Source organism: Streptomyces sp. LBL (assembly GCF_029893585.1).
In the GTDB taxonomy this organism is placed as follows: Bacteria; Actinomycetota; Actinomycetes; order Streptomycetales; family Streptomycetaceae; genus Streptomyces.
The window spans coordinates 148,350-162,095 of the sequence record NZ_JARXYX010000016.1; the positions used below are offsets into that span (position 1 = coordinate 148,350).

At 71.2% G+C, this 13,746-nt stretch carries 11 protein-coding genes and 2 pseudogenes; 7 read left to right on the forward strand and 6 right to left on the reverse strand.

The features are described 5' to 3' along the window. The first annotated feature begins 248 nt into the window (after positions 1–248). From M2271_RS20820 to M2271_RS20830, 3 genes are all read left to right on the forward strand, one after another. Positions 249–701, forward strand: a complete 453-nt coding sequence (locus tag M2271_RS20820) for a Scr1 family TA system antitoxin-like transcriptional regulator (protein WP_280888780.1) — start codon at positions 249–251, stop codon at positions 699–701. Continuing rightward, positions 698–943: a DUF397 domain-containing protein gene (locus M2271_RS20825; RefSeq protein WP_280888781.1), complete on the forward strand. Its 246-nt coding sequence runs from the start codon at positions 698–700 to the stop codon at positions 941–943. The genes M2271_RS20820 and M2271_RS20825 overlap by 4 nt, the downstream gene beginning before the upstream one ends. Positions 944–1,217: 274 nt before the next feature. Then, complete coding sequence (locus M2271_RS20830) at positions 1,218–3,203, forward strand: Xaa-Pro dipeptidyl-peptidase (RefSeq protein ID WP_280888782.1); 1,986 nt, start codon at positions 1,218–1,220, stop codon at positions 3,201–3,203. A gap of 169 nt (positions 3,204–3,372) precedes the next feature. On the opposite strand, the gene M2271_RS20835 is transcribed toward M2271_RS20830, so the two are convergent. Continuing rightward, positions 3,373–4,335 (reverse strand): FAD-dependent oxidoreductase, encoded by a 963-nt coding sequence (locus M2271_RS20835; RefSeq protein WP_280888783.1) that lies wholly within the window; start codon positions 4,333–4,335, stop codon positions 3,373–3,375. Positions 4,336–4,401: 66 nt separating this feature from the next. Here M2271_RS20835 and M2271_RS20840 point away from each other — a divergent pair, with 66 nt between their 5' ends. Then, on the forward strand, positions 4,402–5,463 hold the full coding sequence (locus tag M2271_RS20840; protein ID WP_280888784.1) for an oxidoreductase: 1,062 nt from the start codon (positions 4,402–4,404) through the stop codon (positions 5,461–5,463). Between the two features lie 79 nt (positions 5,464–5,542). Then, positions 5,543–7,183 (forward strand): ABC-F family ATP-binding cassette domain-containing protein, encoded by a 1,641-nt coding sequence (locus tag M2271_RS20845; RefSeq protein WP_280888785.1) that lies wholly within the window; start codon positions 5,543–5,545, stop codon positions 7,181–7,183. Between the two features lie 115 nt (positions 7,184–7,298). On the opposite strand, the gene M2271_RS20850 is transcribed toward M2271_RS20845, so the two are convergent. Together M2271_RS20850 and M2271_RS20855 are read right to left on the reverse strand one after the other, a co-directional pair. Further along, complete coding sequence (locus M2271_RS20850; RefSeq protein ID WP_280888786.1) at positions 7,299–9,701, reverse strand: Tex family protein; 2,403 nt, start codon at positions 9,699–9,701, stop codon at positions 7,299–7,301. 78 nt (positions 9,702–9,779) lie between these two features. Then, positions 9,780–10,004: pseudogene (locus M2271_RS20855) on the reverse strand (zinc-binding dehydrogenase); the annotation flags it as partial. Between M2271_RS20855 and M2271_RS20860 the strand changes: the two are divergent. Next, positions 10,001–10,096 (forward strand): annotated as a pseudogene (locus M2271_RS20860) (transcriptional regulator); the annotation flags it as partial. The pseudogenes M2271_RS20855 and M2271_RS20860 overlap by 4 nt on opposite strands. Before the next feature lie 172 nt (positions 10,097–10,268). On the opposite strand, the gene M2271_RS20865 reads toward M2271_RS20860, so the two are convergent. Continuing rightward, positions 10,269–11,018: an enoyl-CoA hydratase/isomerase family protein gene (locus M2271_RS20865; protein WP_280888787.1), complete on the reverse strand. Its 750-nt coding sequence runs from the start codon at positions 11,016–11,018 to the stop codon at positions 10,269–10,271. 235 nt (positions 11,019–11,253) lie between these two features. Here M2271_RS20865 and M2271_RS20870 point away from each other — a divergent pair, with 235 nt between their 5' ends. Further along, on the forward strand, positions 11,254–11,763 hold the full coding sequence (locus M2271_RS20870) for an ATP-binding protein (protein WP_280888824.1): 510 nt from the start codon (positions 11,254–11,256) through the stop codon (positions 11,761–11,763). Positions 11,764–11,772: 9 nt separating this feature from the next. On the opposite strand, the gene idi is transcribed toward M2271_RS20870, so the two are convergent. Together idi and M2271_RS20880 are read right to left on the reverse strand one after the other, a co-directional pair. Beyond that, positions 11,773–12,366 carry an isopentenyl-diphosphate Delta-isomerase gene (gene idi / locus M2271_RS20875; protein WP_280888788.1) on the reverse strand — a complete coding sequence of 198 codons (594 nt, stop codon included), beginning with the start codon at positions 12,364–12,366 and terminating at the stop codon, positions 11,773–11,775. Positions 12,367–12,553: 187 nt separating this feature from the next. Continuing rightward, a complete protein-coding gene (locus M2271_RS20880) occupies positions 12,554–13,492 on the reverse strand; it encodes a cation diffusion facilitator family transporter (protein WP_280888789.1) in 939 nt (312 codons plus the stop codon). Between the last annotated feature and the right edge of the window lie 254 nt (positions 13,493–13,746).

A 13,746-nucleotide genomic window follows, 5' to 3' on the forward strand; every position in this document is an offset into this window, starting at 1 on the left:
TTCATGGCTCCAATCTGTCGGGGCTCGGGGGCCGTTCACCAGGTCAGCCACCCGTACGCGGGCTCAGCGTACGAGTTCACGGAATGGACAGGAGGGGTAACCGTCCGTGACCATGGGTGGGTTGGCGGGGTTGACAGGCACAGGTGAACGGAGGGCCTGGCATGGCGGACGGTACGGGCGGGGCGGGTGCCCTTGGCTGCGGGGGCGGTAACGGTAGCGGTGGGGGTGGGGGTAGCGGTGAGCCGGAGGTGTCGGACAGTCTCAAGACGTTCGGTGAGGTCGTCAAGGCCTTCCGTAAACGGGCGGGCCTGACACAGGAGGTGTTCGCCCCGCGGGTGCAGTACTCGGTGCCGACGGTGGCCAGCATTGAGCAGGGCCGCCGATGGCGCACGGGCGGTGACGAGGTCACGCGGGAGATGTACGACCACCTGCTGGACTTGATCGAACGTCACTGGAACGTGGAGTTCCAGCTGATGCCGTTGCAGCAACCGGTGCATGCGGGGTTGGACGGGCCGCTTCAGTTGGCGGAGACCCCGGACAACCGGTGGTTCGGGTACTCGGAGGGGCAGGAAAACGGACGACTCATCACCGCCTCGAAAGAGATCAGCCGACTCCACCAGCGCTATGCCAAGATGCGTTCACAGGCCATGACCCCCGAGGACTCCCTGGGCCTGTTGAAGCGAATGCGAGGAGCGCTATGAACACGTCCGACCGGGCCTGGTTCAAGAGCAGTTACAGCGGCTCCCAAGGCGACGACTGCGTCGAAGTGGCGTTGTCCTGGCACAAGTCCAGCTACAGCAGCGGCAGCCAAGGAGACTGCGTCGAGGTGGCAGCGTGCCCGGACACCATCCACGTCCGGGACTCCAAGGTGCGCCAGGGCCCGCAACTCGCCCTGACCGCAACGGCCTGGACCACCTTCCTCTCGTACGCGACCCACGCCTGACTGACCCCTCCTGCACGTACGAGCGCCCCGATCCGGACACACCCGGGACGGGGCGCTTCGGCTTACGAGCCGGGGTCCCATGTCTCCTTGGCGACCGCTTCCTGAAGCCGCTCCGAGAAGGAGGCATGAGCGGCTTCAGGAACCGGTCGCCAGAACGTAGGCACTCACATCGCGCCATTCGGCCTCATGAGCCCGGCACCGGAAACCTCATGCGCCTCACGCGTGTGTGATTGCCCTCTTCTGCACGGGAGTTGACCGAGGTACCGTCCGGCGCATGCCGACACGCATGCGTTTCACGACCTGGAGATCGCTCGCCGCGGTGGCCGTCGCAGCCCTGACGGCCGCCCTCCTCACCCCGGCCGTGGCCGACGCCGCCTCGCGCGAGAGCCGCCCGGTGTACTCGTACGAGAACGCCGTCCGCGAGGCCGTCTGGGTGGACACCGGGCTCGACGGCGACGGGGACGGGAGGACCGACCGCGTCGCCGCGGACATCGTCCGGCCGCGCGAACCCGCCCAGCAGGGCCGCAAGATACCCGTGATCATGGACGCCAGCCCGTACTACTCCTGCTGCGGGCGCGGCAACGAGGGCCAGCTCAAGACGTACGACGCCGACGGGGACGTCGTCCAGATGCCGCTGTTCTACGACAACTACTTCGTGCCCCGCGGCTACGCCGTCGTCGGCGTCGACCTGGCCGGAACCAACCGCTCCGACGGCTGTGTGGACGTCGGCGGACGCTCCGACGTCCAGTCCGCGAAGGCCGTCGTCGACTGGCTCAACGGCCGCGGCAAGGCCTACACCAGCCGCACCGGCACCACCCGCGCCAACGCCACCTGGACCAACGGCAAGACCGGCATGATCGGCAAGAGCTGGGACGGCACCATCGCCAACGGCGTCGCCGCCACCGGGGTCGAGGGCCTGAAGACCATCGTCCCGATCAGCGCCATCTCCACCTGGTACGACTACTACTTCTCCCAAGGCGCCCCGCTCTACGACTCCGGCCCCGACTGGCTGTCCGACTACGTCGACAGCCCCGACGCTCGCACCACATGCGCCGCCGTCCAGCAGAGCCTCGTCGACGGGGCCCCGCGCACGGGCGACCTGACCCCGCTGTGGAGCCAGCGCGACTACGTCAAGGCCGCCTCGAAGGTGAAGGCGAGCGTCTTCCTGGTCCATGGCATGCAGGACCTCAACGTCCGTATGCAGCACGTCGGTCCGTGGTGGGACGCCCTCGCGAAGAACGGCGTCGAGCGCAAGATCTGGCTCTCCCAGACCGGCCACGTCGACCCCTTCGACTTCCGCCGCGCCGCCTGGGTCGACACCCTGCACCGCTGGTTCGACCACGAACTCCTCGGCTATGACAACGGCATCGACCGGGAGCCCATGGCCGACATGGAACGCCACCCCGACCAGTGGACCACCTCGACGTCCTGGCCGCCGACCGGCACCGCCCCCACCACCCTGCGCCCCGCCGAGGGCTCCCAGGAGGGCGTCGGCGCCCTCGGTCTGCGCACCGGCACCGGCACCGAGACCTTCACCGACGACCCGCAGCTGAGCGAGACCGACTGGGCCGCGCGGATCGACACGCCCACGCCCGACAAGGCGGGCTTCACCACCGGACCGCTCACGAAGGAGCTCCGCCTGTCCGGCTCGTCGAAGGTCACCGTCACCGCCACCCCGACCACCTCGACGGCCCATCTGTCCGCCGTCCTCGTGGACCTCGGCCCCGACACGATCCGCGACTACGGGGCCGCCGGCGAGGGCATCACCACGCTCACCGACCGCACCTGCTGGGGCGCGAGCACGACCGGTGACAGCGCCTGCTACCGGGAGACACAGGCGAAGACCGCCGCCGTCGACCACACGGTGGTCAGCCGCGGCTGGGCCGACCTCGGCACCTACGCCTCCGACCGGAAGGGCCTCCCGCTGACTCCCGGCACGGCGTACACCATCACCCTCGACCTGGGCGCCACGGACCACGTCGTCCCGGCCGGGCACCGCCTCGCGCTGATCGTCGCGGGCACGGACAAGGACCTCATCGACCCGCCGTCGACCAGGCCCACGCTGACCGTCGACCTGTCCCGCACCTCGGCCCGCCTCCCGTTCGTCGGCGGTACGGCCGCCTTCGCCCGCGCCACCGAGGGCGCCGTGTCCACCGCCCCGGGGGCCACCGCCCCGGACGCCACCGCCTCCGAGGCCCCGGCCCTCGACGGCGTGACCGCGCCGCGCGGCGTCCACCGTGTCCCGGGGGGCGGCCGATGATCCGAGGCACACGCGCCCCGTACCACCTCACGGCCGGTGAGCCCGTCACCGACTGCTGACCCCCGTCAGGAGGAGGCGGCCAGGTGAGGCGGCCGGGCCGCCGACCGCTGCCCCGTCAGGAGGAGGCGGCTTCAGGTGAGCCGGCCGGGTCACCGACTGCTGACCCTCGTCAGGAGGAGGCGGCCCCGTGAACCAGCCGGGCCGCCTCCTCCGCGCATCCCCAGGCCACCGTCACACCCGCGCCGCCGTGACCGTAGTTGTGCACCGACACCCGCCCGCCGGGCAGCGGTTCGCGTTCCAGCCGGACCGCGTCCCGCGCGGGCCTGAGGCCCACCAGGTGCCCCAGCACCCGCGCCCCCGCGATCTCGGGCCGCAGCGCCGCACACCGCGCTACGATCGCCTCCGCCACGGCGGGATCCGGCGCCGGCGACCACGCGTCCTCGTCCGCCGTGCCGCCCAGGACGAGTCGCCCCGGCTGCGGAAAGAAGTACGCCATCTCCCCGGCGGCGTCCGTGGAGACCAGCCAGGTGTTCACGCCCGGGTTCTCCACGACAACCAACTGCCCGCGCACGGGACGCACGGTCGCGTCCGGCACCAGGTCGCGGGCGCCGAGCCCGGTGCAGTTGACCACGACCGGCGCGTCGACCTCGGCGAGAGCGGACACCGAACGGGTCTCGATCACCCCGCCCGCCGCCAGGAACCGCCTCCGCAGCCACGGCAGATGGGTCGACATGTCGATGAGCGGCAGCCGCGCCCACACGCCCTGCCCGGCGTACTCCTCGACCGTCGCCGCCCGCAGCCCCGGCACCCGGTCGCCCACCCACGCCCGGGCCCCGTCCAGGTCCGCCTCGCCCAGTACCCCTTCGACCATGCGTACGCCCGTCACCTCGGGCGAGTCCGCCAGCTCCTCGTAGACGTCCAGCGAGCGCAGCGCCCACCTCCGCGCGGACGCCACCGGCTCGATCGCATACGGCCACCACAGCGCCCCGGCAACCGCCGAGGTGGTCCGCTCGACGGGATCCCGCGTCAGCACCCGCACCCGCCGGCCGCGCTCGGCGAGCACCACGGCCGTGGTCAGCCCGATCACACCGCCGCCGACCACGACGACATCGTCCCTCAGTTCGCTTTTCACGCCGGGACGTTAGCGGAATATGTCATGCCGTGCTCATACCGGTCCCGCTCTGGGGATACTCACAGCATGTCTGCCGCTTACGCGACTTTCGGCCTGGCACCGGCGATGCGTGCCGGTGGAGTCCTCGCCGACGGTGGCTACCAGGTGCACCGGGACTTCGTGGACTTCATCGTCGACGGCCGCCCGCTCCTCTTCCAGCTCTCCGACCTCGACGCCGTCTCCCCGCTCGCCTCCGACATCCCGCCCGCGATCTTCACCGCCCAGGTCCGCAGCCTGCTCCTGGAGACGGACGCGCCGCTGCCCGACGGCCGCTACGTCGTCTACGGCTGCCCCGAGTGCGAGGACCTGGCGTGCGGCGCCGTCACCGCGGTGATCCAGAGCGACGGCGAGGACTTCATCTGGCGGGACTTCGCCTGGCAGACCGACGAACACGCCGACCTGGAACTCAACGGCTACCACGGCATAGGGCCCTTCCGCTTCCACGGCACCGAGTACCGCCAGGCGCTGGCCTCCCTGCTGGACGGCGCCGCCCCTCTCGTGCCCCGGCGCCGGGTCCTGCTGATCGGCGCCCGCGTCGCCCTCCTGGCCAAGCTCGCCGCCGCGCTGCGCACCATCGGCATCGGCGCCGACATCACCCGCGACGCGCAGGGCGTCTTGGCGGAGGAACTGCGCGGCTACGGCGCCGTCGTCTTCGGCCATGCGATCACCGAGGGGGAACGTGCCGCCGTACGCCGCTCCTTCGAGGACGCCGGCGTCGAGGTGGCCTACGTCGACGGCCTCGCCCCGATCCTCCCGCTGCTCGTCGCCCAGACAGAACACGCCCTCGACCGCAGCCCGCCGGAACAGCGCCGGCTCACCCGCCTGGTGGCCGCTGACAGCGAGGCGGTCGTCGAGGTCACCTCCCCCTGCCGGGTACGCCTCACCGCGTACCGTCTCGACCGCCTCCACCGCGCCCACACCCACGAACTCTTCGACGGCATCCTCGAACCGGCCCGGCACCGCATCGCCCTGGACGCCAAGGCGGTCAAGGGGGAGTCCTTCGTGGTGGCCCGGACGTCGGGGAGCGTACTGGTGGAGGCGATGGGGCACGGAAACACCGGGACGCGGACCGCGCGGGCGGCCCGTTAGGACGGAACGCGGGCCGCGCGGGCCGCCCATGAGTACGGAACCCTGACCGCTCGGGCCGCCCATTAGAATCTGCGGTCTGATGACTGCCACCCTCGTCGCCAAGAACCTCGCCGCCGGCCACGGCGACCGCTCCCTGTTCACCGGGCTCGACCTCGTCGTCGCGCCCGGAGACGTCATCGGGCTGGTCGGTGTCAACGGCGCGGGCAAGTCCACGCTGCTCAGGATGCTCGCCGGCCTCGCCGCGCCGGAGGAGGGAGAGGTCAGGCTGTCCCCGCCGACGGCGACCGTCGGCCACCTCCCGCAGGAGCCGGAACGCCGGCCGCAGGAGACTGTGCGGGAGTTCCTGGCCCGCCGCACCGGCGTGGCCGAGGCCCAGCGGGTGATGGACGAGTCCACCCAGGCCCTCGTCGACGGGACACCGGGCGCGGACGACGCGTACGCCACGAGCCTGGAGCGGTGGCTCGACCTCGGCGGCGCCGACCTGGACGAGCGGGCCGAGGAGATCGCCGACTCGCTCGGCCTGGCCGTCGACCTGGGCCAGCCGATGACCTCCCTGTCCGGCGGCCAGGCGGCCCGCGCCGGCCTCGCCTCGCTGCTCCTGTCCCGCTACGACGTCTTCCTCCTCGACGAGCCGACCAACGACCTCGACCTGGACGGACTGGAGCGCCTGGAGCGCTTTGTGAGCGGTCTGCGGGCCGGCACGGTCGTGGTCAGCCACGACCGCGAGTTCCTCACCCGCACCGTCACGAAGGTCCTCGAACTCGACCTCGCCCAGCAGCAGATCACCCTCTACGGCGGCGGCTACGAGGCCTATCTGGAGGAGCGGGAGGTCGCCCGTCGGCATGCGCGGGGCGACTACGAGGAGTACGCCGACAAGAAGACCGCCCTCCAGGATCGCGCCCAGATCCAGCGCGGCTGGATGGACAAGGGTGTCAAGAACGCGCGCCGCAAGGCGGCCAACGACAACGACAAGATCGGCCGCAAGTTCCGCAGCGAGGCCAGCGAGAAACAGGCCGCGAAGGCCCGCCAGACCCAGCGCATGATCGAACGCCTCGATGTCGTCGAGGAGCCCCGCAAGGAGTGGGAGCTGCAGATGGAGATCGCGTCGGCCCCGCGTTCCGGCGCGGTCGTCGCGACCCTGCGGGAAGCCGAGGTCCGGCGCGGCGACTTCGTGCTCGGTCCGGTGTCCCTGCAGATCGACTGGGCCGACCGGATCGCGGTGACCGGCGCCAACGGCTCGGGCAAGTCCACGCTCCTGGGCGCCCTGCTGGGCCGCGTTCCGCTGGACGCCGGTTCGGCCGCCCTCGGCTCCGGCGTCCTGGTCGGCGAGGTCGACCAGGCCCGCAAGCTGTTCCACGGGACGGAAGCCCTGCTGGACGCCTTCGGCGCGGCGGTCCCGGACACCGAACCCGCGGAGGTGCGCACCCTCCTGGCCAAGTTCGGCCTCAAGGCGGACCACGTCCTGCGTCCGGCGTCCACCCTCTCCCCGGGCGAACGCACCCGGGCCGCGCTGGCCCTGCTCCAGGGCCGGGGCGTCAACCTGCTGGTCCTCGACGAACCGACCAACCACCTCGACCTGCCGGCCATCGAGCAACTGGAGTCGGCCCTGGACGCGTACGAGGGCACACTGCTCCTGGTCACCCACGACCGGCGGATGCTGGACGCGGTCCACGTCACCCGCCGCTTCGAGGTGACCGACGGCAAGGTGACCGAGCGCTGACGCCGGGCGTTGACGCCGAGCGTTGACGCCGAGCGCTGACTACGATCGCCATGGCCCGTCGCGGCGCCGGGACGAGGGCGGACGCCGCGCCGCCAGTCCCCTCAGCCCCTACCGCTCAACTCCGGCCCTTCTTCGGGTCGGTCAGTCCCGCCCGGCGCAGGGCGTCGGCCATCACACTGTTGGCCGGCGGCGGAGCCTGACGCCCGCCGCCACCGCGCTGCCCGCCGTTACCACCGCGCCGGTCGCCCTGCTGGCGCGGCTGCGGCGGACGCCCGCCGCCCCGCTGAGGCCGGCCCTCGCCCGACGGGCCGTCCTTGGGTGCCGCCTCGTCGTCGAGCCGCAGCGTCAGTGAGATCCGTTTGCGCGGGATGTCGATGTCGAGGACCTTCACCTTGACGATGTCGCCGGGCTTGACCACGTCCCGTGGGTCCTTGACGAACGTCTTGGACAGCGCGGAGACGTGCGCCAGACCGTCCTGGTGGACGCCGACGTCGATGAACGCCCCGAAGGCGGCCACGTTCGTGACCACGCCCTCCAGGATCATCCCGGAGGACAGGTCGGAGATCTTCTCGACACCGTCCTTGAAGGTGGCCGTCTTGAACGCGGGCCGCGGGTCACGCCCGGGCTTCTCCAGTTCCCGCAGGATGTCCGTCACGGTCGGCAGACCGAACGTGTCGTCCACGAACTCCTGCGGCCTCAGCGAGCGCAGCACACCGGTGTTGCCGACGAGGGAGGCGACCTCCTGTCCGGACGTCTTCACCATCCGCCGGACCACCGGGTAGGCCTCGGGGTGCACGCTGGACGCGTCCAGCGGGTCGTCGCCGCCGCGGATGCGGAGGAAGCCCGCGCACTGTTCGTACGCCTTCGGGCCGAGCCGGGCCACGCCCTTGAGCTGCTTGCGCGACGTGAAGCGCCCGTTGGAGTCGCGGTGCGACACGATGTTCTCGGCGAGCCCGGACGTGATGCCGGAGACCCGGGCCAGCAGCGGGGCCGACGCCGTGTTGACGTCGACACCGACGCCGTTCACACAGTCCTCCACCACCGCGTCCAGCGAACGCGACAGCTTCACCTCGGACAGGTCGTGCTGGTACTGGCCGACACCGATCGACTTCGGGTCGATCTTCACCAGCTCGGCCAGCGGGTCCTGGAGCCGACGCGCGATCGACACGGCGCCGCGCAGCGACACGTCCATGTCGGGCAGCTCCGCCGAGGCGAAGGCGGAGGCGGAGTACACGGACGCGCCCGCCTCGGACACCATCACCTTGGTGAGCTTCAACTCCGGGTGCTTGGTGATCAGTTCACCGGCGAGCTTGTCGGTCTCACGGGATGCCGTGCCGTTGCCGATCGCGATCAGTTCGACCGCGTGTTCCTTCGACAGGCGGGCCAGCTTGGCGATCGCCTCGTCCCACTTGTTCGCCGGGACGTGCGGGTGGATGACGTCGGTGGCGACGACCTTGCCGGTCGCGTCGACCACGGCGACCTTCACGCCCGTACGGAAACCCGGGTCCAGGCCCAGCGTCGCGCGCGTGCCGGCCGGGGCGGCGAGCAGCAGGTCGCGGAGGTTCGCCGCGAAGACGTTCACGGCCTCGTCCTCGGCGGCCGTCCGCAGCCGCAGCCTGAGGTCGAGGCCGAGGTGTACCAGGATGCGGGTGCGCCAGGCCCAACGGACGGTGTCCTGAAGCCACTTGTCGCCGGGCCGACCGCGGTCGGCGATGCCGAAGCGGTGGGCGACGATCCCCTCGTACGAGGACGGGCCGGGCTGCTCGGAGGCCTCCTCCGGCTCCAGAACGAGGTCGAGGACCTCCTCCTTCTCCCCCCGCAGCATCGCCAGGATCCGGTGCGAAGGCAGCTCGGTGAACGGCTGGGCGAAGTCGAAGTAGTCGGCGAACTTGGCGCCCGCCTCCTCCTTGCCCTCCCGCACCTTGGCGGCCAGCCGCCCGCGCACCCACATCCGCTCGCGCACCTCGCCGATCAGGTCGGCGTCCTCCGAGAACCGCTCGGTGAGGATCGCCCGGGCACCGTCGAGGGCGGCCTGCGGATCGGCGACGCCCTTCTCGGCGTCCACGAAGGCGGCCGCCGCGGCGAGGGGCTCCTTGCTCGGGTCGCCGAGCAGCCCCTCGGCCAGCGGCTCCAGGCCCGCCTCGCGCGCGATCTGTGCCTTGGTGCGCCGCTTCGGCTTGAACGGGAGGTAGATGTCCTCCAGGCGGGCCTTGGTCTCAGCGCCCCGGATCCGCGCCTGAAGCTCCTCGGTGAGCTTGCCCTGCTCGCGCACCGACTCCAGGATCGCCGTCCGCCGCTCCTCCAGCTCCCGCAGATAGCGCAGCCGCTCCTCGAGCGAGCGCAGCTGCGCGTCGTCGAGCATCTCGGTCGCTTCCTTGCGGTAGCGGGCGATGAAGGGAACCGTGGAGCCGCCGTCGAGCAGCTCCACAGCAGCCTTGACCTGCCGCTCCCGTACGCCGAGTTCCTCGGCGATCCTGCCTTCGATGGACCCTGATTCGATGGACCCGGGTGTCGTCACGATCCCGTACCGCCTTCTCCGCTGAGGTTGCGCGGCAATTGTGGCAGGTGGCACCGACACTCGGGGACCATGACGGGATCAGACGGTGAGGACGAGCTTGCCCTGGAGGTGACCGCCGTCGAGCAGGCGGTGCGCGTCGGCGACGCGCTCGAACGGGAACGTCTCCTGCACGTGGACCCGGAGCCTGCCCTGTTCGACGAGTTCGAGGAGACCTCGCAGGGCGACCGGATCGGGGTCGACCGCGATGCCGCTGAAGCGCATGCCGGCCGCCTCGTACTTGGCGATGAGCTCCGGATCATCCTCTCCACATGCTGACCGAGTGGGCGAGGGCGAACGGCGACGCAGTGCTCGACGCGCTCGACGCCGATCACGAGCCGGTCGCCCACAGCGACTGAGGCACCCGCCAGGGCGGCAAGGCCCTCGGAGCCGCCCCGGCCGAGTACCGCCGCCGGTTCCGCCCCGCCGCCACCCGCTGAAGGCACTCGGCGGCCCCCTTGCCCAGCGCTCCGAAGCCCGGCGAACGCAAGCTCCCTGAAGACCTCGAGGCGCTCCGCGGCAAGAGCCGCTTCACCCTGACGTAGTCCAGGTGAAGCGCGGCTGCCTGCGCTCCAGGAAGGCGCCGACCCCCTCCGCGGTGTCGCCGCTGCCGCCCGCCTGCCCGGCCCAGTGGGCGTCGCGGTCCGTGCGGCCGTCCGCGAACTCCTTCGCCGCGGCCTGCGTCAGCTGCGAGCGGGACACCAGGATCCGGGTGAACTCCGCGACCCTCTTGTCGAGTTCGCCCGCGGGCAGCACCTCGTCCACCAGACCCGTGCGCAGTGCCCGCCCCGCGTCGATCAACTCCCCGGAGAACAGCAGGTACTTGGTCGTCGCCGGGCCCACCAGCGACACCAGTCGCCGGGTGGAGGACACCGGATACACGATCCCGAGCTTCGCCGGTGTCACCCCGAACAGCGCGCCCTCCTCGGCGAACCGCAGATCACACGCCGCCGCGAGCTGCGACCCGCCGCCCACACAGTGCCCGCGAACCGCCGCCACCGTCGGCTTCGGGAAGGCCGCCAGGGCCTCCTCGGCACGCACCGCGAGCCCCTGCGCCTCCTGAGACGACCCCCGGAGGGTGGAGATGTCGGCGCCCGCGCAGAACGTTTCGCCCTCACCGGTCAGTACCAGCGCCCGTACGCCCGGATCGGCCGCCAGCGTGTCCAGCAGCGGCGGCAACGCGCGCCACATCGCGGCGGTCATCGCGTTGCGCTTGGCCGGATGGTGGATGACGACGGTGGCGACCGAGTCGGTGACCGCGTGCAGCAGCTGGGGCTCCATGCGCCCGATGCTATCCGCCCCGGCCACAGCGCCGATCGGCAAACCCGTACAACCCGAAGAGTGCGCGAGGTCCACGCAAGAGGGGCAGGAGCGGTCCCACATCTGACTGTGTCATACGCCAACGGTCAGAAGCGCTCGATACCTGCTGACTTCTGTTCAGGTCTCGGTACGGGAGGAATCGGTTACCAACACTCGATGCGTGGTGACAATCGAGCGCAAGGGTGGCGACCGGACGATGGAGAACCATGGGCGCGGGTCCGCCCCACGCCCAGCGGACGGAACGGACGAGCCTTTCGACCCGGCACCGCCGGATCCGCTGCCGTACGAGGGTGTGTGGCGGTTCACCGCACCCGCCCTCGACGCATCCGTCCCGCAGGCGCGGCACGCCGTACGGGACCTGGTGTCCCGCCAGGGCGTGCCGGCCTCCGAGGACCTGGTCCAGGGCCTGTTGCTGATCGTCTCGGAGCTGGTGACGAACGCGGTCCGGCACGCGGCGCTGCTGTCGCCGATGCTGGCCGTGGAGGTAGCCGTGGGCGCCGAGTGGCTGCGGGTGTCGGTGGAGGACGATCACCCCTACCGACCTGCGGCTCTGGAGGCCGACCACGGCCGGACCGGCGGCCGCGGACTGCTGCTGGTGCGGGAGATCACCCGCGAGGCGGGCGGGGTGTGCGACGTCGACCACACCGCGAGCGGCGGCAAGGTGGTCTGGGCCGTCCTGCCACTCAAGCCCGGTCGGGCGCCGTAGGCCGCCCGCTCACCAGCCGGCGGACGGGCCTGTCAGCTCCCTGACCGCGGGACGGGCCGCGTCCAGCACGGTCATGAACCAGGACGAGAAGGTGTCCTTGGCGTGCCGCTCCGCCAGCTCGGCGGGGGTCACGAAGACCGTCTCGCCGACCTCCTCCGGGTCCGGCCGCGGCGGGGACTGCACCAGCCCGACGAAGAGGTGGTTGTACTCCTGCTCCACCAGACCCGAGTCCGGGTCGGGGTGGTTGTAGCGGACCGTGCCCGCCTCGGCGAGCAGCGACGGGGAGACCCCGAGCTCCTCGAACGTCCGCCGGGACGCCGCCGCGAAGGGCGCCTCGCCGGGGTAGGGGTGGCCGCAGCAGGTGTTCGACCACACACCGGGGGAGTGGTACTTGCCCAGCGCCCGCTGCTGGAGCAGCAGTCGACCCCCCTCGTCGAAGAGGAACACGGAGAAGGCGCGGTGCAGCTGCCCCGGCGGCTGGTGCGCGGCGAGCTTCTCCGCGGTGCCGATCGTCACACCGTTCTCGTCGACCAGTTCCAGCAAGATCCCGTCTGCGGTGCCGTTCGACGTACGGTGCGTCGCGGTGGCAGGTGTGATCGGCATACCCATCCTTCACATCGGTCTTCGCGCCCCAAGTGTGCCGTACGAATCTGACACTCCCGGCAGTTGATCGTGCCCGGCGCGGCGACGAAGGAACCGTCCGGGGCGGGACTGTGAGTATGAGGACGCAACCATGTACCGGATCGCTGCATTCCATCAGAACGCGCTTGGCGCCGACCGAACGGGAGTGTCAGTGGCACAGCCGGGCCTCGTGTTCCGCGTGCCCGCTCGGCTCCAGCTGGAAGGTGCAGTGCTCCACGTCGAAGTGGTGGCCGAGGCAGCCCTGCAGCTCATGCAGTATCTTCTCGTGGCCGATCGCGCTGAGTACGTCGGAGCGCACCACCACATGGGCCGCCAGCACCGGCATCCCGGAGGTGATCGTCCACGCGTGCAGGTCGTGCACGTCCTCGACGCCGTCCAGGGCCAGGATGTGGGACCGGACCTCCGCGATGTCGACGCCCTTGGGGGCCGCCTCCAACAGCACTTCGAGGGTCTCGCGCAGTAGTTTCCAGGTGCGCGGCACGATCATCAGGCCGATGATCAGCGAGGCGGTCGGGTCGGCGGCCTGCCAGCCGGTGGTCAGGATCACCACGGCCGAGACCAGCACCGCGAGCGAGCCCAGCGCGTCCGCGGCCACCTCCAGGAACGCGCCGCGCACGTTCAGGCTCTCCTGCTGGCCGCGCACCAGCAGCGACAGCGAGATCATGTTCGCCACGAGACCGATCAGACCGAACACGATGGTCAGTCCGCCCTCGGTGGTGGTGGGTGTGACGAACCGCTGGATCGCCTCGTAGAGGACGTAGCCGCCCACCCCGAGCAGCAGCAGACAGTTGGCGAGCGCGGCGAGGATCTCCGCGCGGGCGAAACCGAAGGTGCGGCGGTTGCTCGGCGGCAGGCTCGCGAAGTGGATCGCGAGGAGCGCCATGCCCAGGCCCAGCGCGTCGGTCGCCATGTGGGCCGCGTCCGCGACCAGAGCGAGCGAGTCGGCGACCACGCCGCCGATGATCTCCACCACCATGACGGTGAGCGTGATGCACAGCGCGACCCGCAGCCGTCCCCGGTACGCCGCCGTCGCCGTGCCGCCCGCCGGCGCACCGTGCGTATGTCCGTGATCGTGCCCAGCCCCCATGAAAAGCGCCTCCTGTCATCCGCCCGGAATCACAGTGAACTACGGGTGGGGGGTATCAGGCAACGCGGCACTGAACACCGTTGTCATGTGCTGTGACCTGCGGAAACGTTACGCAGGTCAGGGCCGTGCGTCGGACCGGCGGCCGTGGTGCCGCAGTCACCCCCGCCACGCCGACTCGACCATCTCGCGGCCCGGGCGGGCGGCGCCTGCACTTCGCGCCGGGCGCTCCAGCCGAGCGCCTCGGCGGCCCGGAC

Excerpts from the sequence above, each read along its gene's own strand:
- M2271_RS20840 (WP_280888784.1), top strand. The coding sequence starts at position 4,402 with ATGTCTGCCGCTTACGCGACTTTCGGCCTGGCACCGGCGATGCGTGCC.
- M2271_RS20870 (WP_280888824.1), top strand. The coding sequence starts at position 11,254 with ATGGAGAACCATGGGCGCGGGTCCGCCCCACGCCCAGCGGACGGAACG.
- M2271_RS20865 (WP_280888787.1), bottom strand. The coding sequence starts at position 11,018 with ATGGAGCCCCAGCTGCTGCACGCGGTCACCGACTCGGTCGCCACCGTC.
- M2271_RS20845 (WP_280888785.1), top strand. The coding sequence starts at position 5,543 with ATGACTGCCACCCTCGTCGCCAAGAACCTCGCCGCCGGCCACGGCGAC.
- M2271_RS20880 (WP_280888789.1), bottom strand. The coding sequence starts at position 13,492 with ATGGGGGCTGGGCACGATCACGGACATACGCACGGTGCGCCGGCGGGC.
- idi (WP_280888788.1), bottom strand. The coding sequence starts at position 12,366 with ATGCCGATCACACCTGCCACCGCGACGCACCGTACGTCGAACGGCACC.
- M2271_RS20830 (WP_280888782.1), top strand. The coding sequence starts at position 1,218 with ATGCCGACACGCATGCGTTTCACGACCTGGAGATCGCTCGCCGCGGTG.
- M2271_RS20825 (WP_280888781.1), top strand. The coding sequence starts at position 698 with ATGAACACGTCCGACCGGGCCTGGTTCAAGAGCAGTTACAGCGGCTCC.